The sequence below is a fragment of the Leptolyngbya sp. FACHB-261 genome (assembly GCF_014696065.1).
Taxonomy (GTDB): domain Bacteria; phylum Cyanobacteriota; class Cyanobacteriia; order FACHB-261; family FACHB-261; genus FACHB-261.
On the sequence record NZ_JACJPL010000031.1, the window covers coordinates 68,088 to 90,433 of the forward strand.

Annotated in this window: 18 protein-coding genes; 8 read left to right on the plus strand and 10 right to left on the minus strand. The window is 52.7% G+C overall.

Features of this window, described 5'->3' with window-relative positions:
* Positions 1-183 precede the first annotated feature (183 nt).
* The gene (locus H6F94_RS25455) at positions 184-1,296 is read left to right on the plus strand and encodes a Vgb family protein (RefSeq protein ID WP_190805088.1); all 1,113 of its coding nucleotides are present in this window, start codon (positions 184-186) and stop codon (positions 1,294-1,296) included.
* A 90-nt stretch (positions 1,297-1,386) separates the two neighbouring features.
* On the opposite strand, the gene H6F94_RS25460 is transcribed toward H6F94_RS25455, so the two are convergent.
* The 6 genes from H6F94_RS25460 to H6F94_RS25485 form a co-directional block, all read right to left on the minus strand.
* Positions 1,387-2,409 (minus strand): glycosyltransferase family 2 protein, encoded by a 1,023-nt coding sequence (locus tag H6F94_RS25460; protein ID WP_190805089.1) that lies wholly within the window; start codon positions 2,407-2,409, stop codon positions 1,387-1,389.
* Positions 2,410-2,717: 308 nt separating this feature from the next.
* Positions 2,718-3,683 carry an NAD-dependent epimerase/dehydratase family protein gene (locus tag H6F94_RS25465; protein ID WP_190805090.1) on the minus strand — a complete coding sequence of 322 codons (966 nt, stop codon included), beginning with the start codon at positions 3,681-3,683 and terminating at the stop codon, positions 2,718-2,720.
* 96 nt (positions 3,684-3,779) lie between these two features.
* Entirely contained in the window at positions 3,780-5,024 is a 1,245-nt protein-coding gene (locus H6F94_RS25470) for a glycosyltransferase (RefSeq protein ID WP_190805091.1), read from the minus strand.
* A gap of 74 nt (positions 5,025-5,098) precedes the next feature.
* On the minus strand, positions 5,099-7,144 hold the full coding sequence (locus tag H6F94_RS25475; RefSeq protein WP_190805092.1) for a heparinase II/III family protein: 2,046 nt from the start codon (positions 7,142-7,144) through the stop codon (positions 5,099-5,101).
* Between the two features lie 47 nt (positions 7,145-7,191).
* Positions 7,192-8,880, minus strand: coding sequence for a glycosyltransferase family 39 protein (locus H6F94_RS25480; RefSeq protein ID WP_242041422.1), 1,689 nt, complete (start codon positions 8,878-8,880; stop codon positions 7,192-7,194).
* Positions 8,877-9,899 (minus strand): glycosyltransferase family 2 protein, encoded by a 1,023-nt coding sequence (locus H6F94_RS25485; protein WP_190805093.1) that lies wholly within the window; start codon positions 9,897-9,899, stop codon positions 8,877-8,879. Before H6F94_RS25485 ends, H6F94_RS25480 begins: the two co-directional genes overlap by 4 nt.
* A gap of 970 nt (positions 9,900-10,869) precedes the next feature.
* On the opposite strand from H6F94_RS25485, the gene H6F94_RS25490 reads away from it, so the two are divergent.
* The 7 genes from H6F94_RS25490 (at position 10,870) to H6F94_RS25520 (ending at position 18,740) form a co-directional block, all read left to right on the plus strand.
* Positions 10,870-11,409, plus strand: coding sequence for a hypothetical protein (locus tag H6F94_RS25490; protein WP_190805094.1), 540 nt, complete (start codon positions 10,870-10,872; stop codon positions 11,407-11,409).
* Between the two features lie 194 nt (positions 11,410-11,603).
* Complete coding sequence (locus tag H6F94_RS25495; RefSeq protein WP_190805095.1) at positions 11,604-12,983, plus strand: FAD-binding oxidoreductase; 1,380 nt, start codon at positions 11,604-11,606, stop codon at positions 12,981-12,983.
* A 276-nt stretch (positions 12,984-13,259) separates the two neighbouring features.
* Positions 13,260-14,078 (plus strand): DUF1838 domain-containing protein, encoded by an 819-nt coding sequence (locus tag H6F94_RS25500; protein ID WP_190805096.1) that lies wholly within the window; start codon positions 13,260-13,262, stop codon positions 14,076-14,078.
* Between the two features lie 679 nt (positions 14,079-14,757).
* Positions 14,758-15,759 carry an aliphatic sulfonate ABC transporter substrate-binding protein gene (locus H6F94_RS25505; protein ID WP_190805097.1) on the plus strand — a complete coding sequence of 334 codons (1,002 nt, stop codon included), beginning with the start codon at positions 14,758-14,760 and terminating at the stop codon, positions 15,757-15,759.
* Positions 15,760-15,893: 134 nt separating this feature from the next.
* Positions 15,894-16,652 (plus strand): ABC transporter permease, encoded by a 759-nt coding sequence (locus H6F94_RS25510; protein WP_242041423.1) that lies wholly within the window; start codon positions 15,894-15,896, stop codon positions 16,650-16,652.
* A gap of 61 nt (positions 16,653-16,713) precedes the next feature.
* Positions 16,714-17,466, plus strand: a complete 753-nt coding sequence (locus tag H6F94_RS25515; RefSeq protein ID WP_190805099.1) for an ABC transporter ATP-binding protein — start codon at positions 16,714-16,716, stop codon at positions 17,464-17,466.
* Positions 17,467-17,558: 92 nt separating this feature from the next.
* Positions 17,559-18,740 carry an acyl-CoA dehydrogenase family protein gene (locus tag H6F94_RS25520; RefSeq protein ID WP_190805100.1) on the plus strand — a complete coding sequence of 394 codons (1,182 nt, stop codon included), beginning with the start codon at positions 17,559-17,561 and terminating at the stop codon, positions 18,738-18,740.
* Positions 18,741-18,805: 65 nt separating this feature from the next.
* On the opposite strand, the gene H6F94_RS25525 is transcribed toward H6F94_RS25520, so the two are convergent.
* From H6F94_RS25525 to H6F94_RS25540, 4 genes are all read right to left on the minus strand, one after another.
* A complete protein-coding gene (locus H6F94_RS25525) occupies positions 18,806-19,501 on the minus strand; it encodes a hypothetical protein (protein WP_190805101.1) in 696 nt (231 codons plus the stop codon).
* Positions 19,502-19,649: 148 nt separating this feature from the next.
* Positions 19,650-20,585: an ATP-binding protein gene (locus H6F94_RS25530; RefSeq protein ID WP_190805102.1), complete on the minus strand. Its 936-nt coding sequence runs from the start codon at positions 20,583-20,585 to the stop codon at positions 19,650-19,652.
* A gap of 66 nt (positions 20,586-20,651) precedes the next feature.
* Positions 20,652-21,068 carry a hypothetical protein gene (locus H6F94_RS25535; protein ID WP_190805103.1) on the minus strand — a complete coding sequence of 139 codons (417 nt, stop codon included), beginning with the start codon at positions 21,066-21,068 and terminating at the stop codon, positions 20,652-20,654.
* Between the two features lie 334 nt (positions 21,069-21,402).
* Positions 21,403-22,287, minus strand: coding sequence for a helix-turn-helix domain-containing protein (locus H6F94_RS25540; RefSeq protein WP_190805104.1), 885 nt, complete (start codon positions 22,285-22,287; stop codon positions 21,403-21,405).
* Positions 22,288-22,346: the final 59 nt, after the last annotated feature.

The following is a 22,346-nucleotide window of genomic DNA, read 5'->3' on the forward strand; positions in this document are numbered from 1 at the left end:
CAGCTTCGAAAACCTAGATCACTACCCACCCTTGTCTGAGCTGTGGGCAGATCAGAATCTATTGGCTTCCACTCTTCACGAAATCTTTACGTGTAGACTCCGGACTTTAGTGTGTACGGGGACAGTTTTCCCGCAAACTCTTGCTGAAAATGACGCTGTCCTCCGAGAAAATACTGACTTCTTATGCGCAATTCACTACTTCTGCTGCGAGCTACCCTCTTACTCGGCACCCTAGCAGCATTCAATCTAGAGGGACCCAAAGCGGAGGCAGCGCTTCTAATCGGTAACACCCGTGGTAACAACGTGGTGACTTTCAGCGAGCGCACCGGCCAGTTTCTGGGTGACTTTATTGCCCCTGGCAGTGGTGGCTTGGTTGATCCAGATGACCTAACCTTTGGTCCTGACGGCAACCTGTACGTGAGCAGTGGCAAAACAGCTGCTTCATCGGCAATCCTGCGTTTTAATGCCAAGACAGGCCAATTTATTGATGTGTTTGCCTCAGGTGGCGGCTTGTTTCGTCCCTACGGCTCTGCTTTTGGTCCCGATGGCAACCTGTATGTCAGTAGCTTTCTTTCCGATCAAATTTTGCGCTATGACGGCACCACTGGCGCTTTTCTAGATGTCTTTGCGGCGGGCAATGGGCTGGCTGGTGGCCTCAACGGTCCTAACGATTTGCTGTTTGGTTCAGATGGTAGCCTCTACGTCACGACTCAAGGCAGCATTGCTGTTAATGGAACTGCAACCTTTCCTGGCTTGCCCAGTCAAGTTTTGCGCTTTGATATCGCCACGAAGAACTCGACTGTCTTTATTGAACAACCGTCACCGTCACCCGATAGTTTCGGGTTTGTCAGCTTTTTAGGTTTGGCCTTCGGTCCACGGGGCGACTTGTTTGTGAGCGACTTTGCCAACGACATTCGCCGCTACGATTTATCGACCGCCAGTCTGGTAGATACCTTATCGACCAATTACACCAATACGATTCCCAGCAGCAATTTCGTAGGCAATTTAACCTTCGGTGCCAGCAATCTTCTCTACACCGTAGGCTTTGACAACTCACCAACTGGAGGGGAATTGGGGGCTATTTTGCGCTACGACAGCACAACAGGGGCACCTCTGCCGTCCTTGGGCAATGCTGGGCCGATTTTTGTGCCCACCAACGATAAACTGTTGCGTCCAATTGGCATTGCCTATCTACCAACCTCTGTCCCAGAACCAGCCTCAATATTGGGCTTTCTGGTTCTGGGCGCTTTGGGCTTGTTTGCTGAACTCAAGCGCGAACGCAAACCAGCCGAGTAAACGGCAATGACTTTAAACACTTGCGATTAACTAGCAAGCAAAAATTGGGGGCTTGGCATTGCCAAGCCCCCAACTTACAGATAGGAAAATCTAGTCGCTTTCGTTAGACTCTGCCACACCTGACTCCACAACCTCGCGAACTCGGTAGATAGGACGGCCTTGAGATTCGTGATAGGTGCGGATGGAGAGTTCTGCCAGCAGACCAAAGCTGAAGAGCTGTACCCCAGCCAGGATCAGGACACCGGTGAGAATGAGCAAAGGGCGGTCGCCAATGCTCTGCCCCAGGCCAAATTTTAAGAAGGTCAAGTAAAGGCCCAGCACTGTACCTAGCGCCGTTGAAGCCAGCCCGAACAACCCAAAAACGTGCATGGGACGGGTAAGGAACGTCTTCATGAAGTAGATGGTCAGCAGATCCATCAACACGCGGAAGGTCCGTCCCAAACCGTACTTGCTGTGGCCAAAGCGACGAGCATGGTGGAGCACTGGCAGCTCAGCAATTCTAGCCCCTTCAATAAAAGCCAAGGCTGGCAAGAAGCGGTGCAGCTCACCGTAAAGGTTCATGTCTGCCACTAACTCAGATCGATAAGCCTTGAGTGAGCAGCCGTAGTCGTGCAGCTGAACCCCAGTGACTCGCCCGATCACCCAGTTAGCAATTTTAGAGGGCAACAGGCGAGTCAAGGCCGCGTCCTGACGCTCCTTGCGCCAGCCACTCACTAGGTCGTAGCCTTCATCGAGCTTTGCCAGCAGCCGGGGAATATCAACCGGGTCATTCTGCAGGTCGCCATCTAGAGTGATGATGACGCGTCCCTTGGCGTAGCGGAAACCAGCTGCCATTGCTGCCGTCTGACCATAATTACGGCGTAGCAGTACAGCCCGTAAGTCAGAGCGGCTTTGCGCCATATCCTTCAGCAACTCGACTGAACCATCCCGCGATCCATCGTCCACGCAGATAATTTCGTAGCGGTACTGTCCTACCAGGGTGTTAGCAATTGTGTTGACTAGATGGGGCAAGCTCTCAACTTCGTTGTAAATGGGCACAACAATTGAGAGTTCTAGCTCAGGATTGGAGGATTGTAAGGTCCCAGGTAGGCCAGAGGATAGCAGGGTGTTCATCGCGTTTTGCAATCAGGTTGAATGGGCACGAGCTGTTTAAGCTGACCTTTGGGCCAGAGAGAGTCCGCCATTCTCGGCAAATGGGTAAACCAAAAGCAGGGCGGTAAAGTGACAATCGGAAACCGCGCAGCTAAGAAGGATGTAAATACACCGGATCCACTATTTGCCAACAGTACATTTATAGAAGCTTAAGTCTGCTTCGTCTGTGTAAAATCTGTGAATCCGGCGCGGTAACCAATAAAGTTTTGTCTCCGTGATGTCAATGCCGAGTTGGCCGCTTGTACAAGGGCAACTTAGGCAACGACAACTCAGGCAACGACGACAGGTGCATAGAGGGTCTGGATCCAGGCCCACTCCTGTGCCAACCCCTCTGCTAGGCCCACTTTCGGTTCATAGCCTAGCAGAGTACGGGCGCGGCTAATGTCAGCAGCCGTGTGGCGAGCATCACCCATCGCATTCTCTTGGTGACGACGTCGCAGGGGTTTACCGACAATTTGCTCGATAGTGTCGAGAACCTCGCTTAGTACAACTCGGCTACCGCCGCCAATATTGAAGACCTGTCCGACCGCCGCCGGCACACTGCCAGCTGCTAGGTTGCCAGCAACCGCGTCACTGATGTAGGTGAAATCCCGAGTTTGTTGCCCATCTCCATAAATCGGGATTTCTTCATCCTTGAGCACTGCTCGGAAGAATTTGTGGAAGGCCATGTCGGGTCGTTGCCCCGGGCCGTATACCGTGAAGTAGCGCAACGCCGTTACTGGCACGCCAAAATTACGCTGATAAAGAAAACACAACCGCTCCGCTGCTAACTTAGTAATGCCGTAGGGTGAGACCGGCTGAGGGGCCACCTGTTCGGAGGTGGGGAAACATTCCGCATCACCGTAGACCGAAGAGGTTGAGGCATAGACTAGCCGTTGCAGGTTGGGAGCTTGACGGGCTGCTTCTAGTAGAAGCTGGGTTGCCGTGATATTGCGCTCGGTATAGGCATGAAAGCCCTGTCCCCAACTAGCCCGCACCCCTGCTTGAGCAGCTTGGTGATAAACCACATCTGTATCTGTAAGGAGGGGCTGCCAGTCGAACTGACTAAGATCAGCTTCAATCAGCTTGAATCCTGGATAGGCCAGTAGTGACTCGATATTTCGGCGCTTTAGTGAGGGATCGTAGTAGTCGTTGAAGTGGTCAATCCCAACCACTGTTTTGCCCTGTTCTAGGAGCGCTTTGCTGAGATTAGAGCCAATAAATCCAGCCGCACCGGTCACAACGCTGATCGTCATATTGTCCTTCCGTAGGTTCTCTGCATGCTTAAAAGATCGGGCTAAAGTAATGGCGAGATCAGATTCCCAAGCGGGCTAACCTGGTCCCGATTTCGCTTAGTCCTCTCGGGTAACTTCGGTAACTCGCCAGCTTAGGCGCGAGTTGATCCAGAAGTTCCAAATGGTGACTGCGGCAATAGCCAGCAGGTTTGCCACTAGGTAGTTGACCTTCAAACTGTTGAACAACACATTGAGCAGCACCACATTTAAACCCAAACCAATCAGGCAGACTAAGTTAAATTTCAACAGCCGCTTGAATCGCTTGCGCCAGCCCCGTTGCTGACTAGAAATATCGCCAAAAGTCCAACGGTCGTTCCAAAGAAAGTTATTGATAATCGCGAACTCAGCAGCGATAATCTTGCTCCGGGTCAGTGCCCAACCCAACCCACTAGGGTCGTGAAGCAGGTAGAGCAACGTCGTATCTACAAATACCCCCGTCAAACCCACCAAACCGAAGCGCACAAATCGTCCTAACTGCCACTGAGATAGAGAGCGACGTATTCGTCCGACCCGCCCAAGTGATAGCCGTAGCCGCAGCAGATGGTGCAGATAGTCTACATACTGCCGCCAAGTCACTTTGCTCTCGCCTTCCTGGCGTTCGCGGAACACATAGCCAACTTCGGCAATAGTGTTCATGCGCCCCCGCCCAATCACCTCGATCAGAATCTTGTAGCCTACAGGACTAAGGGTTCGCCCAGCGATGGCACTACGGCGCAGCATAAAGTAGCCGCTCATAGGGTCAGACACCCGACCAATTACCCCCGGCAAGATGGTCAGCGCCAGAACTTGAGCCCCCCGCGATAGAATCCGCCGCGTCAGACTCCAAGAGCTCACCCCGCCGCCTTCGACGTGCCGACTTGCCACCACCAAGTCAGCCCCACCCTGCACCGATTCCAGCATTTGCAGCAGCACCTCAGGTGGGTGCTGTAGGTCGCCGTCGATCACTCCTAAAATCTTGCCCGAAGCTGCTTGCCAACCGCGAATCACCGCTGTTGATAGTCCCCGCTCTCCCTGCCGGCGAATCACGCGTAGCTGGGGGTATTCAGGGGTCATGGCTTGCGCCAGTTCCCAGGTGCGGTCGGGGCTGTCATCATCAACAATGATCAGCTCGTAATCATTAGGCAAAGCTTCGTCTAGCAAGTGACAGAGAATCGTCACAATAGCTCTGACGTTTTTGCCCTCGTTATAGGTGGGAACCACCAGAGAGAAACGTACAGCAGACGATGCTTGGTCAGTGATAGGACTTTTGGGAACCTGAAACGGACCAGTTTCAGCAACCAGAAGTGATTGGGGGTGGTTCATGGCTATAGGAGCGAGGGTGGGTACTTAGGAGGGGCAGACAAAATCAGGCTAGGTTGCCCGCTAAGCAGGGCTGTTTATCTCGATGCATTCTCTAGCCTCAAGGTCAAGTCCTCTAAACGAATTTGGAAACTACCGCCTTTACCTGACAGGGTCAGGACTTGGTAGGGTTTCTCAGTTCCTACCGTTTTCACTTGAGCGGTGAAGGGCTCCGCCTCCGCCGATAGAACCCAAAGAAACTCTGCCTGTTCACCCTGAGCGGTGTAGCGCAGGGCAGCTGTGGGCTGAGTATGCCCGGTCGAGTCGCGATACCAGCCACAAGGTTGAGGAGTCTGCTGACCCCGGCAGAGATTGCTGCCTACCCCTGCTTGTAGTTGCACGAAGCGAGCAAGGGTTTGTCCATTCTGTTGGGCGCTACCCGTACTGCCCTCAACCTGCATCTGCGCTTGGGGGCTGAAGTGAAAGGTCTGAGTGTAGTCGTGGCTTTCCTTGCCTTGTAGCCGGTCCCAAACCAAGAGATAGCGTGAGCCAATCCGAGCAACGCTGCGGATATGGGTCACATCGTCATAGGTGCGTTGCTCAGCGGTGACATAGTCCAGACTGGGGCTACTACCAAAGGCCAAGACCTTGCCACCGTTGTCCACCGCTTTCTGTCGCAATGACAATTCATCTGCACCTAAACGGCGACGCTCTGCCAACAGCCAATCATCCAAGCCCAGCTTCTGCGCGGCACCCTGAAGCTTATTCCACTTCAGAAAGGACACCAATGGGCCCTGCGGTCCTTTGACTGTTGGCTTCTGCTCTAATTTGCCTACTTGCACAGTGTTGTGAGCTTGAGGCCCGAGGAAATAGTCATCACTTTTGGGCAAGTTGGCAGAGGGAATGACTAGGAGCGGTTGGTCGCCAAGCATGGCAGTGACCCCAAGTGCATCTTGGTGAGCATGGGGCGCATCCAGAATTCGCGTGTGAAAGACAATTTCTAAATCTTGAGCGGGACGAGCCTCAAAAAAACTGTAGCCGCCTTCTTTGTAGACGGCTAACCGTCGTTGTGTCTTGCCTTGTCTGACCTGCTCTAAGAGCCGCCGTCCAGGCGTATCAGGTCCTAGATCTAGCTCAGCCCAGTGCTTGAGGTAGTGATCGGTCAAGTTCTGGTCAGGCTCGCTGTAAGGTAAACCCTCCACCTTGCCATTGGACCCTGCCATAAGAGCCGCAGCCCCCAGCATCTGATCGAGCTTTTGGCGATAGGCCAGCGACATGGGTCGTTCTAATGCTTCGGCGACGTGGGCAATTTCTAGAAATGTCCGCAGGGTGTAGAAGTGATAAACGCCTGACTGCTCTAACTGAATGCCATCTGGGGCGACGTTATCGCGCATCTGTTGCTCAGCCCGCTCCAGAGCCAGATCGACCCAGCCTCTGGACTCGGGTAGCTCCCGAAAGGTTGTGCCTAGAGCCAGGAGCGCCATGGCATTGTTGAGGCCGTGGTTGTGATCAGGCATGTAAATTTCGTTGCGGCTGAGTAATTGCCCTTGAGTCTCAGCTAAGTCGCTCAGCCGCTTCTGGAAATCTGGATCTGCCTGGGGAGCTTGTGCCGAAACCCGGTACAGATAGCTCAGAAGGATCGAGCGCCACGAGGTGGCGTGCTCCTCCCAGCCGTCCTTGTTATCTTTCCAGGTCCAGTCTGTCACTGCTCCCTTCAAGGGATTTTGGGCCTGCCAATCGAGGACGACCTGCTTGGCCTGGTCTAAAGCCTGAGTATCGCCTGTTTCACCTGCCTGAACCAAGCACTCCAGAAAGCGCAGGCTGTGCAAATTGAACATGAAGTACTTGGAACGCCCGGTCTGTGCTCTCCAATCGGGTTTCAGGCTGATGGTTGCAGTCGAATCCTTAGCCAGTGGTAATTGGCCTTCCCTCAAGAGGCGAACCGTAGTCTGACAGCTTGCTTCAGCGTTCTCTGGGTCATTGCCAATGTTTTCTGGATAAAACACAGCTACAGAAGCCACCGCTTTAGGGCGTAACAGGGTGCCGCGCAGCCACAATAGACTGCCCACCGAGATCAATAGCAGGCCAGCCACGGTTAGCACCCGTAAAGGTGACATTCCGGTTTTCTTGAGAGCTAAGGGCATGGGGAACCGGCCATGAGGGAGGGCAATCGAAACTGCATTGAGGATCCTCAGTTGAGCGGGCGGCTATAAAGGCTCATCTTGAATTCGTCTAGAGGCATGGTACCCGTCAGCATTTGACTCTGGACTGGCTGGAGCCCAGCCGCTTTGAGAATCTGCTGAACCTCCTGCTGCTCGGCCTCGGTCGCTGGCTGATCAAAGAATGAGGGCTTCACGCTATCGAGCCAAATAACGCGAGGATACTCAATTGCTGCGGTTCTAAGTGCACTCACTACCTTCGGGGCAGCCTGGGCCAGCAACATGACGGGAGCTGATGGGTCGAGGTAATAGGCCAAACGCAAGATATGACCGCGTGCGCGTGAGCTCATGGCAATCAGCGTGGGAGTGGTCGGCTCCTGGGCGATGACATCAGCCAGAACATGCATTCCTTGACGCTGTCTGAGGCTGAAGTCACCAACGCTAATTGTCAAGTACAGCAGCACCAAAGCCAGTGCTACGGCCTCACGCCAACGTCCAGCCAATCGTTCTACGCTTAGGGTAATTAGCAGCAGACAGCCTGGCAGCATGAAGATCATGGCCCGGCCCATGCCAAAGCCCAGGGTTGTCTTGCGTCCCAGTACGTCTACAGCCAAGGCTAGGCCCAGAGGTAGCAGTCCCAGCAACAGGGCCACGATCAGCATTTGTCGCTCGCCCCGTTGCCAGAGACTCCAACTGACTATGAGGAACGCGCTCCCAACCAAGACGCCTGCCAAAGTCGTCATCCAGTCAGGCAGACTAGTCACCCAGTCCCCGACAAGCAGGTGAATGCCTAGAACCTGCGCGGTGTTTTGCAAATGCTCCAGGTTAGCAGCCCAGAATCCAGCCGGAGTTGAGAAGCGATCCACATCAGCATTGCGTAATTGCTTTACTGTTCCCCACAGCGCCCAGGGCACTGTTAGCAGTACCCCAGCCCCCAAACGCAAGCCGTGCTGCCACCAATGCCGTCGGTCTAGATAAAGCACAACTGCGGCTAGGGCAATGAGCCAGTAGGCAAACAGGTAAAGCGTTAACAAACCAGCCGCCACTGATCCTGCGAGCAGACCGCTCCAAAGGAGCTGCTGTGGCCAGCTGCTAAGTAAGGATGTCTGCTGGTGCTTAATGATATAGAGCAGCGCCCAAGCGCCGAGCGTTGCCCACAAGACAACCGGCGCATACATGCGCAGATTGAGTGAGTGGAAAAAGTAAAACGGATTAACTCCTAGCAGTGCCGCCAGCAACAAACCGCTGCGATGACCGCTGACGACTCGGCCTAAGCCATAGGCACAGCCCATAGCAGCGATGCTGCACAAAGCGCTCAAGCTGCGAGTGGCAACCTCACTGTTGCCAAATAGGCGAAGCCAGAAGTGTTGGCTCAGAAAAAACAGCAGGGGATGAGGTTCGCCTCCTAGCAGACTCTTGAGCAGGCCGACTAGGGTTTTGACGCTATCCTTCAAGCTCGATTCCGCCGGCAATCCCAAAACTGTCAAGTAGTCTGACAAGGGCGTCGGGGCTGGAATCGCGCTAGGTCCGTCATAGGCACTGAGCTGGCCTGCCGCAATATTGAGCGAAACGACCTCGTCATACCAAAACTCGCGGGTGCCCAAGTTGAGCAGACGCAGGACAACGCCGATCACGATCGCCGCTACCAGCAGCAATTCCAGCGACAGACGCACCCGGGAGCGGTTGAATTGCAAGCCAGCAGCCATAGCAGGTCGGGTCATGAGGAGAAGCTCAGAGGGTCGGCACGGAGCGTTGACTGGCGATCTGAAGCGGGGGGCAGGGCTAGCGATGGAATTTCGCGAGCATTATCTGGTAGTTGTGCTGTCTTCTGGCCGTAGGCCCGCGCTTGCCGTCCCACTAAATCGATAGGGGTGCCAAGCAGATCGACAACACCAGCCTGACCCCGTAGCAGCTTGAGGCTAGCCTGCGGCAGCTCTTTCAGCAACCAACGCAGTGTCCGGTAACTGTATTCCTGCAAAGTCGGCTCACGCTGTAACGGGATGCCATGCAAGCTGTGCAGGTAGCGATTGGAGCGTCCATACCGTCGCCACTGCTTGCGAAACTCCGATAGGGTAGTCCGATGCCGATGGCGTACCACAGCCTCAGGAGCCGCTTCTAGGCGCCATTGCCCACTGTTTTGCACCCGCCAGCACAGGTCTGCATCCCCGCCGGTAGTCAGATAGGGTCGAAACAGACCAGCCTCTAGCAACGCTTCTCGCCGCACTGCCAAGTTTGCAGTTTGTCCATAGGGTCCTTGCGGGTGGGCGAGCGTGTGTCGTTGCGATAGCACTTGCTGCCGCTCCGCGTATTGTTCGAGCAAGCCTTCACTGGCTACCGCCAAAATTTCTCCTGCCACCAAGCCAACTGCCGGATCGACAAAGGGGGCAACCAAAGCCGAAAGCCAACCTGGCTCAGGCCGACAGTCGGCATCAGTAAAAGCCAAGATCTCACCTTGAGCAGCCCGAATGCCGGTGTTACGGGCAGCATAGGAGCTCTGGATCTCTGTTTCGCTCAACAGCTTGAAGTGAGGCCGTTGACGGCAATGTTCGGTGACGAGCTCACGGCTGCTGTCATTGGAATTGTTATCGACTATGAGGACTTCCAACTGCTCCACTGGGTAGGACTGACGGTCTAGCCCTGCCAATAGCTCGGGCAGATCGACAGCCCCGTCAAATACCGGCACAATCACCGAGACGGCAGGTAGGGATGAGTTGGGGCAGTCAGAGGAAACAGACAGCATACTGTGTCAACTACCTAGCAGTCGATCGTTACTGTTATAGGAGACATCACTGGAAGGATATGTATAGACTCTGTGAAATCCTAGAGGCAAACTGAGAAGTTTTTGCTCACCCCAGGAACAAACCTGGAGGTTATGGCAAAATTTCAGACCGTTCAGACCTAGCGTGTGTCTTGCCATGGCAAATGAAGTCTCAGACAAAGACTTAAGATGAGGGTCATCAGTGCCAGACGGGCTCGTTGCCCGTAAAGTCGCTCCGACCGTTTGTCTGCCATCTTGTCTGCCGTCATTGATTGTGAGCTTGCCGCCTCTACGGTCTTGGAAGCTGCCCCTACCTTGTTCTGGCTGGATCTGAGAACTTTGCCTGACAGGCTAGAGTTGGCTCCAATCATAGGCTTATTGGTTGAAGCTCACACTTAGATGCAGCCCTGTTGAGTTAGAGATCATCCGCAACTGATCGCCAGTGCGACTAGTCAAGGTTACAGTGCCACGGCTGAGTTGACTGAGATCCAGCGCACTCCGCTAGACCCTTTCCCAATTGCTGAGGTGTAGCCCGTTACAGCGGGTTGTATCACTCTCACTGCTGGCTGTTCAGCAATCAAATCTACAGCTCTTAAGAAGGGGCTATTATCTGGTAGTTGTAGGGAACTGAACCTACCGGGACATGAGTCAGGTAGTGGCCCTCAAGAGAAGGGGCAAGTGCATAGATGTCAGTTCTAAATCGTGATTAGCTGCCCTCCGATAGGGCAGAGGTAACAGGATACTTTGAGCTACTTTTCCCCGGCCCACCTCATCTTGCTTGGTCTGTTTTGATCAATGGCTTGGGTGAATCAACCAACATTTTTCGGATGATTCCGGCTTTCAGTGCCTTGGATCCTCCTTGTGATTCCCTTAATCTATCTCGCAAGATTTAGGAAGCGGGAGTGGCAAACTGGTTATCTTGAGTACATTAAGAACGCTTTAAACCGTGTTCATGTTTTCCAAATCGTTTGTGGCTTTAAGGACATTAACTTCAATGCAAATTACTTTCAAAACGCTTGCTTTTGCCGCTTTACTTGGCCTTGGCGCAGTCACTGTGAATCAAGGAATCCAACTAAGCGAAACTCCTTCCGTACGCCATATGCTGACGGCCTCAGATAGCGTTAGGTCTTCTAACCAGTCTGATAGTTCAAACTCCAGCAGAAATCACATGCTGACGGCTGATGCTGGCTCGATGAGCAAGAAGCACATGCTGACGGCTTCAAATGTGACCAATCCTAACCAGTCTGATAGTTCAAACTCCAGCAGGAATCACATGCTGACGGCTGATGCTGACTCGATGAGCAAGAAGCATATGCTGACGGCTTCAAGTGTGATTAACCCTTCTGACAATCAGTATGATGTACGTGGCTTGGGCAAGTCTGGCTCCAGCAGGAATCACATGCTGACTGCTGATGCTAGCTCGATGAGCAGAGAACAAATGCTGACCTCCGATGCTCGGTCCATGATGCGGGATCATATGTTGTACTCTTAATCAACTTTGGTCGTGTCTTGATTTAACTTTGATCAAAATTCTGGCGGCAGAACAGAGCACTCGACCTTGGTTGGGAGGTGTGCCAAGCCGTCAGAATTTTGCGTATCACACATATCAGTTGCTAAAGGCGCACAAAGCTAGTGTCACAGGTACATGTGAGATTGTGTACTTAAAAGGCAACTGAGGGTCGGTCCATGAGCGTCTCTGCTGAATTTCTTCAGGCACTGCAAGATATTGTTCCGGTTGGAGCGATACTCACCGATTTCGGTAGCCTGGAGCGTTTATCCAAAGACTATTACTGGTACAGCCCCTGGCTGAAAGAGCAATTGGCCGACAAGCGGGCCGATGTTGTGGTGCAATGCACCACAGAAGCGCAAATCGTCGCGCTGCTGCGCTTGACCTATCAGCATCGAGTGCCGATCACTGCTCGAGGCTTGGGTACCGGCAATTACGGCCAGATTGTGCCTTTGTATGGCGGGGTTCTGCTCGATCTCAAGCCGATGAACCAGATCCTGGCATTCAGTAACGGCGGCGTGATCGCTGAGCCAGGGGTCAAACTCAGCACGATTGAGCAGGAGGGGCGTCAGCAGGGTCTAGAACTGCGTATGTACCCCAGCACCATCGGTACAGCTAGTATTGGTGGCTTTGTGGCTGGTGGCAGTGGGGGCATTGGTAGTATTGCTCACGGTGTCCTGCGTGATCGAGGCAACCTGCGTGCGCTGCGTCTGATCACAGCTGAAGCCGAGCCGCAAATTCTGGAATTGCGGGGACCCGAGATCGACCAAGCCCTTCATGCCTATGGCACCAACGGCATCATTACTCAAGTCGATATGCCTTTAGCCCCTCGGGTAGACTGGCAGCAGTTGGCAGCTGGGTTTGGCAGCTGGCAGGCGGCGCACGACTTCACCTGGGCTGTTGCCTGCGCCACTGGTATTCAAAAGCGCATGATTGCAGGCTTAGAGCAGCCGATCGTGGCCTATGAAAAGCCCATTGCTGGCTACGCCAACCCAGATTTGCACACTGTGCTGCTGCTGATCTCACCCACAGATCTGCCTGAAGCCAAGTTGCTAGTTGCTGAACATGGGGGGGAAGTGACCGGTGAAGCTCCCCTATATGGCAAAGGCAGCCCAACCTTTAGTGACGCAACCTGGAACCACACTACTTTATGGGCCAAAAAACAGGATGACGCCCTGACCTACTTGCAGTGTGGCTTCACCGCCAATCGCACAGGCAGTTTAGAGCAGATGCAATTGCTGAAGACCAAATTTGGCGATGAGTTCCTGCTACACAGTGAGATGGTGCGATTTCAGGGCAACGTGCAGTGCTGGGCGCTGCCGATTATCCGCTACAGCACTCGGGAACGACTTCAAGAAATGATCGATTACTGCGAGTCAATCGGTGTCTTTGTCTACAATCCGCACACTTACATCCTTGAAGACGGGGGGCATGATGCCGGCAATCCAGTTCAACTATCCTTCAAGCATCGAACGGACCCACGCGGTATCTTAAACCCCGGCAAAATGCGCTTATTTCAGCAACCCGACCTCTACGGCTCTCCTGTTTTAGTTGAATAGCCAAGGCTTTAACTCGGGTCCATCGACTCTGACTGCTCCTTAGGCGCAAGAAGCTTGAGGCTTTGCAGTTGGAGTCCTCTACCTATAGGCCCATACTGCTTCTTACTGAGGTTTGAGTTCTAGCTGAGTTGGTTGATACGAGGGGGACAACGGCTAGCCCTTAAGTTCTATGCCGCCGCTAAATCCCCCTAAAGGCCAATGTAAAGAATTGTAAAACTTGTTGCTATACTACTAGCTTGATAGGGCTTGTCAATACAAGAGATCTTGGAGTGTGTCATGAGCCAATCATTGGTCAACTGCGATTTCAGCGCTAGAGACCTCGTTAAGGTCCGTGGTGCAATTGATGAGACACAAGTACTCACTACCTGGACAGGTTCTCTCTACGCTCTGGTTCCTGGCGAAGCCCGAAAGCATCTCTTCAACATTGTTGGCATGAACGTGGGGCGCTGCATTGAGAATCAGGATGGCACCTGGAATTTTGTATCGCGAGAGCTAACTTATTACACTGATATTCACACAGGCGAAATTGTACGGAACTGGCAAAATCCCTGGACCGATGAGTGGCTACCAGTCGTGCATGTTGCCAACAATCCGGTACAGATTTGTCTCCAGGGAAACTACCCAGCAACAGTGGCAGGTGATGCGACCACTTTTATTTTCGATATGTTTTTAGATTATCCCAATCCCCTGGCTGGGGATGAGCGCTTCTCGGAGTACAGCCCAGAATCAAACTATAAAGCTGCAGAGTTTTTTAAACTAACAGTACCGACTCAAGAGCTTTTAGATCCTCAGACAATTTCAATTAAGAACGTTTCAATCTCCTGGCATCGGCTCGGCCCCTGGTTGCCCTGGATGAAAATGGGAGCTAGACAGGGACAACTAATTTATAGTGCCTGCGGCAGCAAAGTCGAAAAATTCACCGATCTACCTCAGGTAATACAGGAAGAAATTGACACGCGCATTCCTCTGTATCGCAATGCGCCAGAGCTACGTTTAGCGCAGAAAAATATGACGTCGTGGTTCTATTTTAAGCGTCATTTCAAGGCTTACCTACGCGGCGAAACCTTCCCTGTTCCGGAATTGGCTCCTGCTTAAGCAATCTCGATTGGGAGAATTCTGGAAGCTAAACGTCAACTCATTAGAATTACAGCTTAACGGGCGAATTATGCCCTTGTGGCTTGAGAAAACCCTGTTGGGACAATCTCTCGGGTTTGCCCCAATTTTTGGCGCAAGGACTTCCGCTACAGAATCCACATCCTGTTATTGCCCAGCACTTCTACATTTATATAGGCGGCTGTAAATGGACCTAGAGCCAATTCTGGCCGCTGAACGGTCACTCAGCCGGTAATTCGGGCCAACAATTCAGTTCGAGTATAACTCTCACTTGCTTTTTGCCCCGGCCTGTGAGAAACTGCCGCTTGACCCTGCGATAAGCACGGTATTTCGCCCATATTACCGTAGATTATCCTCCGCCCCACAGGTATTACACATCTGCAGAGGGGGGCGCTACTGGCACAGTTTTTCTCATTTGTGGGGCGACGATGACGACGGCTAGCAAAACCTACGCCACTGGGCCCAGCAGTAAGGGCAGCATGAGGGACCAATCCTTGAGTTCTGCTCCTGCAAAATATCTTGTTCTAGCTGGAGCGGTGAAAACCTAGAGGGGAGTGGTTGCAATAGCTTTGTAGCTCACCCCATTTCATGGGGAGCACGGACTGGATTTCGAAAACCTGTTGAATGACCTGTTGAATCAAAATCTGTTGGACGTGAGACGATGAGAAAGCTAATTTTGCCGATCAAGCGGCAATTCGTATGTCTATTTTTAGCGGCGGCGTTTGTATTCAGTGTAGTGAGTGGTTGCCGTAGTTCAACTGCCGATGCGCTAGCCACAGTTCGCGTAGACTATGCCTACTACAACCCGCTCAGCCTAGTTTTGAAAGAGAAGAAATGGCTGGAAGAGGAGTTTGCACAAGACGGCGTCAAAGTTGAGTGGGTCCTCAGTCAGGGCAGCAACAAAGCACTGGAGTTTCTCAACAGCAACAGTATTGATTTCGGTTCCACCGCTGGTGCCGCAGCTTTGATTGGCAAAGCGAATGGCAACCCGATCAAATCTGTTTATGTCTACTCCAAGCCGGAATGGACCGCGTTAGTTACTCAAGCCAATTCCAGCATTAACAAATTGGAAGACTTGAAAGGCAAACGGCTGGCAGCTACCCGTGGCACAGATCCCTATGTCTTCTTGCTGCGGGCCCTCGACAGTGTTGGCTTAAGTGAGAAAGATGTTGAGCTGATTCAGCTGCAGCATGCGGATGGCAGAGCCGCCTTAGAAAAAGGCGATGTGGATGCTTGGGCTGGTTTAGATCCGCATATGGCTAAGACGGAAGTTGAAAAAGGCTCTCGCCTGTTCTTCCGCAACCCGGATTGGAATACTTACGGTGTACTCAATGTGCGAGAAGCATTCGCTAAAGAGCATCCAGAATCAGTCGAGCGGGTGATTCGAGCCTATGAGAAGGCACGCAAGTGGTCTCTAGAAAATCGCGCTGACCTCAAGGCAATTTGGGCCAGAGAGGCCAAGCTCAGCGACCCAGTTGCGACTAAGCAGCTCGAACGCGTTGGTTTAGACAACTCAACAATTGGCGACACCCAGAAGCAGGCGATCAACGCGGCTGGTGATGTTCTGAAAAAGAGTGGAGTGATTCAAGCCTCCACAGACGTGCAAAAAACTGTGGACGAGCTGATTGATCCGCAATATGTCACCAAAGTTTCTCAGCAATAAGTGAACCGAGCATGAGCAACTCCCGTAAATCAGCAGGATGGTTTTCAAGCCCGCGCCCAAGCAATACTGTTCTATCCAAGGCATCCAACCCATTACAACTATTGAGCAAACGCAAAGGCAGACAAAGCTCAAGGTTGAACTGGGCAACTGGGCTGATTGTGCCTGCCATCTTGCTGATCCTGTGGGAGATTCTGTCGCGAACTGGCGTGTTTGCAGCCAATTTACTGCCAGCTCCTTCGGTAGTGCTGCTAACTATTGTTGACTTAGCAGTAGACGGCGATTTACTACACCACATTGGTGCTACTCTTTCTCGGCTCTTGCTAGGTTTTTTAGTGGGTGCGGGTTTGGCAACGATTTTAGGCGCGCTAACTGGTTATTCGCACGCTGCGCGTCAGTTACTAGATCCTCTGTTGCAAGCCCTGCGCAATATCCCTTCGCTGGCCTGGGTGCCGCTGTTTATTCTATGGATGGGCATTTATGAAACTTCAAAAATAGCCTTGATTGCGGTGGGTGTTTTCTTTCCGATCTATCTCAATTTAATGAGCGGCATTCAGAATGTTGACCGCAAGCTAGTCGAGGTTGGCCGCATCTACCGCTTGAAGGGATTTCAGCTGGTTCGCCGTGTTTTTTTACCGGCAACACTGCCCGCTTACATTCTCGGTTTGCGGGGCGGATTAGGGCTAGGTTGGATGTTCGTGGTTGCGGCAGAAATTATGGGGGCCAGTCAGGGTTTAGGTTTCCTGATGACTGATGGACAAGCCACAGGCCGCCCCGCAATGATTCTGGCGAGCATTCTTCTGTTTGCTGTTTTTGGCAAATTGACCGATGCAGTTCTCGCGCATTTTGGACAGCGCCTGCTGAAGTGGCAAGACTCATACGGCTCACGCTCCTAAAATCCAGGGTCAATCAAGAGCTGGCAAACTAAAAAATTATGCAAAATTTGTTGAGAAATTTATGCTGAGGCTGGACGAGATTCACAAACAATTTGACAACGGCTTCACTGCCTTGGCATCAATTAATCTGCGAGTCCAGCCTGGCGAAGTGGTCAGCTTAGTGGGAACAAGCGGCTGTGGCAAAAGCACCTTGCTGCGCATTATCTCAGGTCTGGACACGCCAACTTCAGGAGGAGTTTGGATTGGTAACCAAGCTATTATTGAACCCCACCCTGAGATCGGCATTATTTTCCAAGAACCTCGGCTAATGCCCTGGTTAACGGTGCAAGAAAATGTAAAATTTGGTTTGAGAAAATTAGTCAAAGCTGAACAGGAAAGACTGGCTCACGAGGCAATTGCCAAGGTAGGCTTAGTCGAATTTGCCCAGGCCCTACCGCGTCAGCTGTCGGGTGGTATGGCCCAACGAGCTGCGATTGCCAGAGCTCTGGTAACTCAACCCTCGATTTTGCTACTGGATGAGCCTTTCAGCGCTCTGGATGCCTTTACTCGCATGAAGTTGCAGGAACATCTCTTAGAAATTTGGCAAGATGATCAGCCAACCATGATTCTAGTGACTCACGACATCGAAGAGGCTCTAGTTTTGAGCGATCGAGTTGTGGTTATGCGAGGCAATCCAGGCCGAATCCATCAAGAGTTTGTGCCCAACCTTCCCAGGCCACGCAAGCGAACCGAGCTGAGTTTTCAGCATTGGAAGGAACGACTACTGAGCGAATTAGATCTATCGTTTACTGATTCACCCTTGGCTGAGGTTTAGCCAACCTCCACCTCCCAAACTCCAACGAAAGCCTATCTAAGTAGGATGGTCTGGGCCCAAGCCGCCGCTGCACTCATAACCGTATTTTCAGTATGCAACTAGCCACTCAAGAGTTAACAGATTACAACGCTGTGGCAAAAGCCTTAGCCCAGGAATTTGCCACAACAGCGGCAGAACGGGATGCCAAGGGAGGCACAGCCCAGCATGAACGCGATCAATTGCGCCAGAGCGGCCTACTGAAGCTCATGGTTCCTCAAGAATATGGGGGGATAGGGACAACCTGGGTTCAAACCTTGGGCATCGTGCGGGAGTTTGCCAAGGTTGACAGTTCGATTGCTCATATTTTCTCCTACCATCACCTCAGCGTAGTGGTCCCCCACCTGTTTGGTACTCCCGAACAGAAAGAGCGCTACTACTTACAAACCACCCGCAATAATTGGTTTTGGTGCAATGCATTTAACCCTCTAGATCGGCGTGTGACTTTAACAGCAGAGGGAAAACAGTTTCGACTCAATGGGACCAAAAGCTTTTGCTCTGGCTCCAAAGATTCCGATCTCATTCCAGTGTCAGCCGTGCGCGAGGGCGACACCAAATTGGCCGTTGTAGTTGTGCCTACGGCGCGTGCGGGTATCACAGTCCATGACGACTGGGACAATATGGGTCAGCGCCAAACGGATAGTGGCAGCATTACATTCGACAACGTTTTAGTTGAAGCTAGCGAAATTTTGGGACCGCCCGGTCCCTTCGGCAGTCCTTTTGGCACTCTGCGCTCCTGCCTGACACAAATTACCTTCGCCAATATCTATTTAGGAATTGCTCAGGGTGCCTTTGCTGCGGCAAAGCAGTACACTGCCAGCACCACGAGACCCTGGTTGACCTCAGGGGTCGAGCAGGCCACTGAAGATCCTTACATCCTGCAACACTACGGCGAGATGTGGACGAATCTGAGTGGAGCTGAAGCCTTAGTCGATAAAGCAACCCAGTTGGTACAAACGGCTTGGGAGCAGGGAGAGCAACTCACGGCTGAGCAGCGAGGAGAATGTGCCCTCGCGATCGCCATTGCTAAAATCTCAGCCACCCGCATTGGCCTGGACGTCACTAGCCGGATCTTTGAGGTCATGGGCAGCCGGTCCACGGCAGCTAAATACCGATTTGATCGTTACTGGCGTAACCTGCGCACCTTCACCCTGCACGATCCTGTTGATTACAAAGTGCGGGATGTGGGCGATTGGGCTCTCAATGATCAGCTGCCCACGCCTAATTTTTACTCCTAGATTTTCACTGCTGGCTATCCTACTTCCAGTTCACTGCCTTCCAGCCAATCAGGAAGGGAGCGCGACTAAAGCCCAGATGGAAACGTAAAGGGCACTGGCTGCGTAATCGGTTTACCGTAAACCACAGTAATTTGCGCCTTCTCAGTCAAGGGAATCTCCCAAGGATTACCCTGATAGAGGCTGCCATTGAGCCAAACTTGGCTGGGCTTTGCCGCAGCCACCACCGAACTCAGTAGGTTCTGGTCTACCGTGTTTGTGGAACGCCAAATATCCAGGAATTGGCCCAGAACAAACGAACGTTTCTGAGGAGCTTCGACATGGATAATGCCATCTGGGCTATGAGAATGTAACCAATAGAGGCAAGGTCCTTGCGGGTTGATTCCAACGTTGGCCGGCGCATAAACAGTCTTACCGTCCACCACAAAGTTCAAATATTGATGAGTGTGCTCGACTACCCCTTCGGCAGCATCACAAGTAATGCCATTAATTTCGGTGCCTAAGGGACGAGCGGAGGCATTACTGGCCCAAGCAGCTGGCCAATTGCGTTCAACCGGAGCATTCTCGCCAATCGCGTTTTGGGGTGTACTTTTAGATATCTCTTGCTGCTTCTGCAGCAGAACTCCCGCGCCCACGGCAACTAGAGCGGTAGAGATACCAGCAACACCCAAGGCAATCAGCCGCTTACGGCGTGCTTTGGCCTGACGCATGCGAGCGGCTGTACCGCGAGCGCTTTTACTTTGTTCACTGTCTGCTGTACTCATGCTGATGTGCTCGTCCGGGGCTAGCGATTGAGATTGAAAGATTGCTCTCCTCTCTCATCATGCTCCAGTCGTCTAGGCAACCTGAGTACTGATAGGTAGGCACCCAGGTTGGTTACCTGATTTAAGAAAGCAGGCTCCAACGGCACCGCTAAGACGCCTTAGTCGTTTGAGAGCGCAGCCAGGTCAGAAACTGTTCGCACTCTTGAGGACTGAGATCGCGGGCAGTCTTCCCTTGAAAGCGACGATTGAGAAATGCCCGCACTTCATCAATGCTGAGTCCTGCGCGGCGACGCTCTTGATTAAATAGCTCCAGCAGATCGGGTTCGACTGAGGCTAAAAGCTGGGAGTTAGGAGCTAGCTTGGCTGGCACGTCAACTCGATCTAGCCCCAAGCTTTTCCACAACGCTGCCCGATTCTCTTCGGGTGTTCCTTGTAGAGTGCGTCCCAGGCGACCGGTTCGGTCTTTGGCAAAGGCCTCCTGACTAGGGCGGCTGATCAAGCTATAACGTCCGCTGCTTTCTGAGAGATACAGCACCACATCTGCCCAGCCTTCTAGCCACAAGCGCAGTTTTTCGCGCAGATCGACTCGATATTGACGCAACGGCTCGCGGCTGCCAGATCGACCCGGTACCACTACGCGCTGTACATGTGCACTCAGAGCTAGATGTACACCCAAGCCGCGCAATGTCTCCAAAGTCCCTTTAAAAGACGTGTACAAGCGCCCATGCTCTTGCCACTGGGGATCGTGACCTGCAAGCAAGACCCAGAGCGCATCCAACGTATCTAAGGCAACGGTTTCAAACGGGCAGTCTTGTTTCAGCGCCTCGACCAGGGCACAGAAATCAGCCCAATTGCGGACTTCCGCTACAGTCGCGCCTGGAGGGATCTGTTTGTGGTGGGTACTACCCTCCACGTCGATGACGAGTGGACGAGGAAAACTCAACAGCAAGCTGCTCTTACCAGAGCCCGCTAATCCAGAAACAACCCAGGTTAAAGGGGCTGAACGGTTAGGGCTGACCACAAATCGCTTGAGAACAGAGCTGGCAGCAACTTCTTGCGCAGAGGTCGGAACAGGCTGAAACATAGTGGGTACCAAGGGTAACAGAACCAACAAACAACAGCCGTCCAGCCCACGCCAGGCGAGTGGCTGCTAGAAGCTCCGACCGGAGCTGGGATAGCTCAACCGGTTTTGGGGTGAGCGAGGGTGCAAAGCATTAGGCTTAAACCATTGCTGTAGACGCAGCATGAGCCGCTTTAGCTTACCGACCCGCTGCCGACGTCGCGGTGCTAATGGAGAGTCCCGTATCTGGCTCAACAAGCGTCGCTGAATTCTGTGAATGCGTCCGTTCAGACGTAAGTAAGTCGGGAGATCGCCACAGGTGAGTGCAGCACTGCGTTGCGCTTGCAACCTTGCTAAACGCTGCACCAGAAGTGACCACCCTTTGCCATCTATAGGCACAGCGCCAGGAATGAGCGGTACAGTCACCAGCGCTGTAGTCAGAGGAGACTGCTCCTGAAGGGCCAAGAGTGAAGAACTCGTAGCAGTAGTGGGAGATAGAGATTGCAAGACCGGTAGCCTAGGCAGAGAGGGCCTAGCAGCATTTGCCCTGGCTCTTGAAATGGCATAAAGCATTGAGCATCCCTCTACTGGTAGCGTCTCAAACAAAATCTCGAACAGCACCTCTCGAACAGCAGCTCATTTCTGTGCACCCAGAGCTCTGTGGACCTAATACCTATGGGAAGCTAGAGCAAACAAAATCTCGGTTCGAGCAAAGACCTTGTTAGTACATTTGTACTATATTTGATAGATTTTGACAAGTCACGATAAAAAAACCACCCGGTTGGGTGGTCAGTGAGGAGGACAAACTTAGACGGATAAGCTCAGGCAGATGAGAGCCTATCTAGCCTAGGCGCAAGCGCTCTGGAGTAGAAGATTGAATAACCTCCGGTGCTGTAACACCCATAGCAGAAGGCTCTGAAGTATCTGGAGCCATGCTGGGTTGAGCAGGCAACTGTTGTTGATGGCTGCCGTTATCGGAATTGGGTGTTGCTTCAATTTGGGCAAAATAGGGCACGCTCCCCAAGGCACCCACGGTCACAGCTACACAACAGGCGTAGGCATAGATCGAATAGTCAGCTTGAACCGATGGGTGGTGCCAGGAGGGAACAACGTTATAGACCGGGTCAGAATCGGGAATTTGTGCGGACAGCATATTGCCGTCTAAGCCCAATAAAGGAGCGATCCGACGGATGAAGCCGCGCACATAGACAACTTCTGGTAGCTTTTCCACTTGTCCTGTTTCTAGCGACTCAAGGTGATAGAGGGGCACTAGCGTACGACTGTGTACCATCATCAAAGACAGCCCTTGAGCCAAACGGGCTTCGCGGAGCTGCTCACCTAGACGGCGCAGGGCCTCACTCTGGGTGGCTTGAATAGCTTCCCGGCTTTGATTGCGGCGGAGGCGAGGTTGTTGTGGGGGCTGAGGTTGAGGCTTAGCCTGAGCGGGTTTGGATCTAACTTTGACTTTAGACATGGCATTAGACATGGGAGCGTGGGCCTGGGCCTGCGCCAGTCCTCGGTGAAAGCCTAACTGAGCAGAGGTTAGAGCGACCTGTTCGAGCAACTCCTTGACTTCGGTGGTGGCACTGCCCAGTTGGGCCTGCAATTGCGTGACCGTTTGCTGGAAAACATCGGTCTGACAAACTTCATTACAGGCCAATTCCAGCGAGGTTGTGTAGCCTCGCCCGAGGGAATGACTGGCAGACTCCAGACCCTGTGAGCGCATGTTCTTAAATCTCCATCACGAATATAGAAGCACGAATGCAAAGGCGAGCTAGGGCGCAG

Bases quoted from the DNA above. Each gene is read 5' to 3' on its own strand.
- H6F94_RS25525 (WP_190805101.1), bottom strand. From the start codon at position 19,501: ATGAGTACAGCAGACAGTGAACAAAGTAAAAGCGCTCGCGGTACAGCC.
- H6F94_RS25490 (WP_190805094.1), top strand. From the start codon at position 10,870: ATGTTTTCCAAATCGTTTGTGGCTTTAAGGACATTAACTTCAATGCAA.
- H6F94_RS25460 (WP_190805089.1), bottom strand. From the start codon at position 2,409: ATGAACACCCTGCTATCCTCTGGCCTACCTGGGACCTTACAATCCTCC.
- H6F94_RS25540 (WP_190805104.1), bottom strand. From the start codon at position 22,287: ATGCGCTCACAGGGTCTGGAGTCTGCCAGTCATTCCCTCGGGCGAGGC.
- H6F94_RS25455 (WP_190805088.1), top strand. From the start codon at position 184: ATGCGCAATTCACTACTTCTGCTGCGAGCTACCCTCTTACTCGGCACC.
- H6F94_RS25495 (WP_190805095.1), top strand. From the start codon at position 11,604: ATGAGCGTCTCTGCTGAATTTCTTCAGGCACTGCAAGATATTGTTCCG.
- H6F94_RS25485 (WP_190805093.1), bottom strand. From the start codon at position 9,899: ATGCTGTCTGTTTCCTCTGACTGCCCCAACTCATCCCTACCTGCCGTC.
- H6F94_RS25520 (WP_190805100.1), top strand. From the start codon at position 17,559: ATGCAACTAGCCACTCAAGAGTTAACAGATTACAACGCTGTGGCAAAA.
- H6F94_RS25465 (WP_190805090.1), bottom strand. From the start codon at position 3,683: ATGACGATCAGCGTTGTGACCGGTGCGGCTGGATTTATTGGCTCTAAT.
- H6F94_RS25475 (WP_190805092.1), bottom strand. From the start codon at position 7,144: ATGCCCTTAGCTCTCAAGAAAACCGGAATGTCACCTTTACGGGTGCTA.
- H6F94_RS25515 (WP_190805099.1), top strand. From the start codon at position 16,714: ATGCTGAGGCTGGACGAGATTCACAAACAATTTGACAACGGCTTCACT.
- H6F94_RS25470 (WP_190805091.1), bottom strand. From the start codon at position 5,024: ATGAACCACCCCCAATCACTTCTGGTTGCTGAAACTGGTCCGTTTCAG.
- H6F94_RS25505 (WP_190805097.1), top strand. From the start codon at position 14,758: ATGAGAAAGCTAATTTTGCCGATCAAGCGGCAATTCGTATGTCTATTT.
- H6F94_RS25500 (WP_190805096.1), top strand. From the start codon at position 13,260: ATGAGCCAATCATTGGTCAACTGCGATTTCAGCGCTAGAGACCTCGTT.
- H6F94_RS25530 (WP_190805102.1), bottom strand. From the start codon at position 20,585: ATGTTTCAGCCTGTTCCGACCTCTGCGCAAGAAGTTGCTGCCAGCTCT.
- H6F94_RS25480 (WP_242041422.1), bottom strand. From the start codon at position 8,880: ATGACCCGACCTGCTATGGCTGCTGGCTTGCAATTCAACCGCTCCCGG.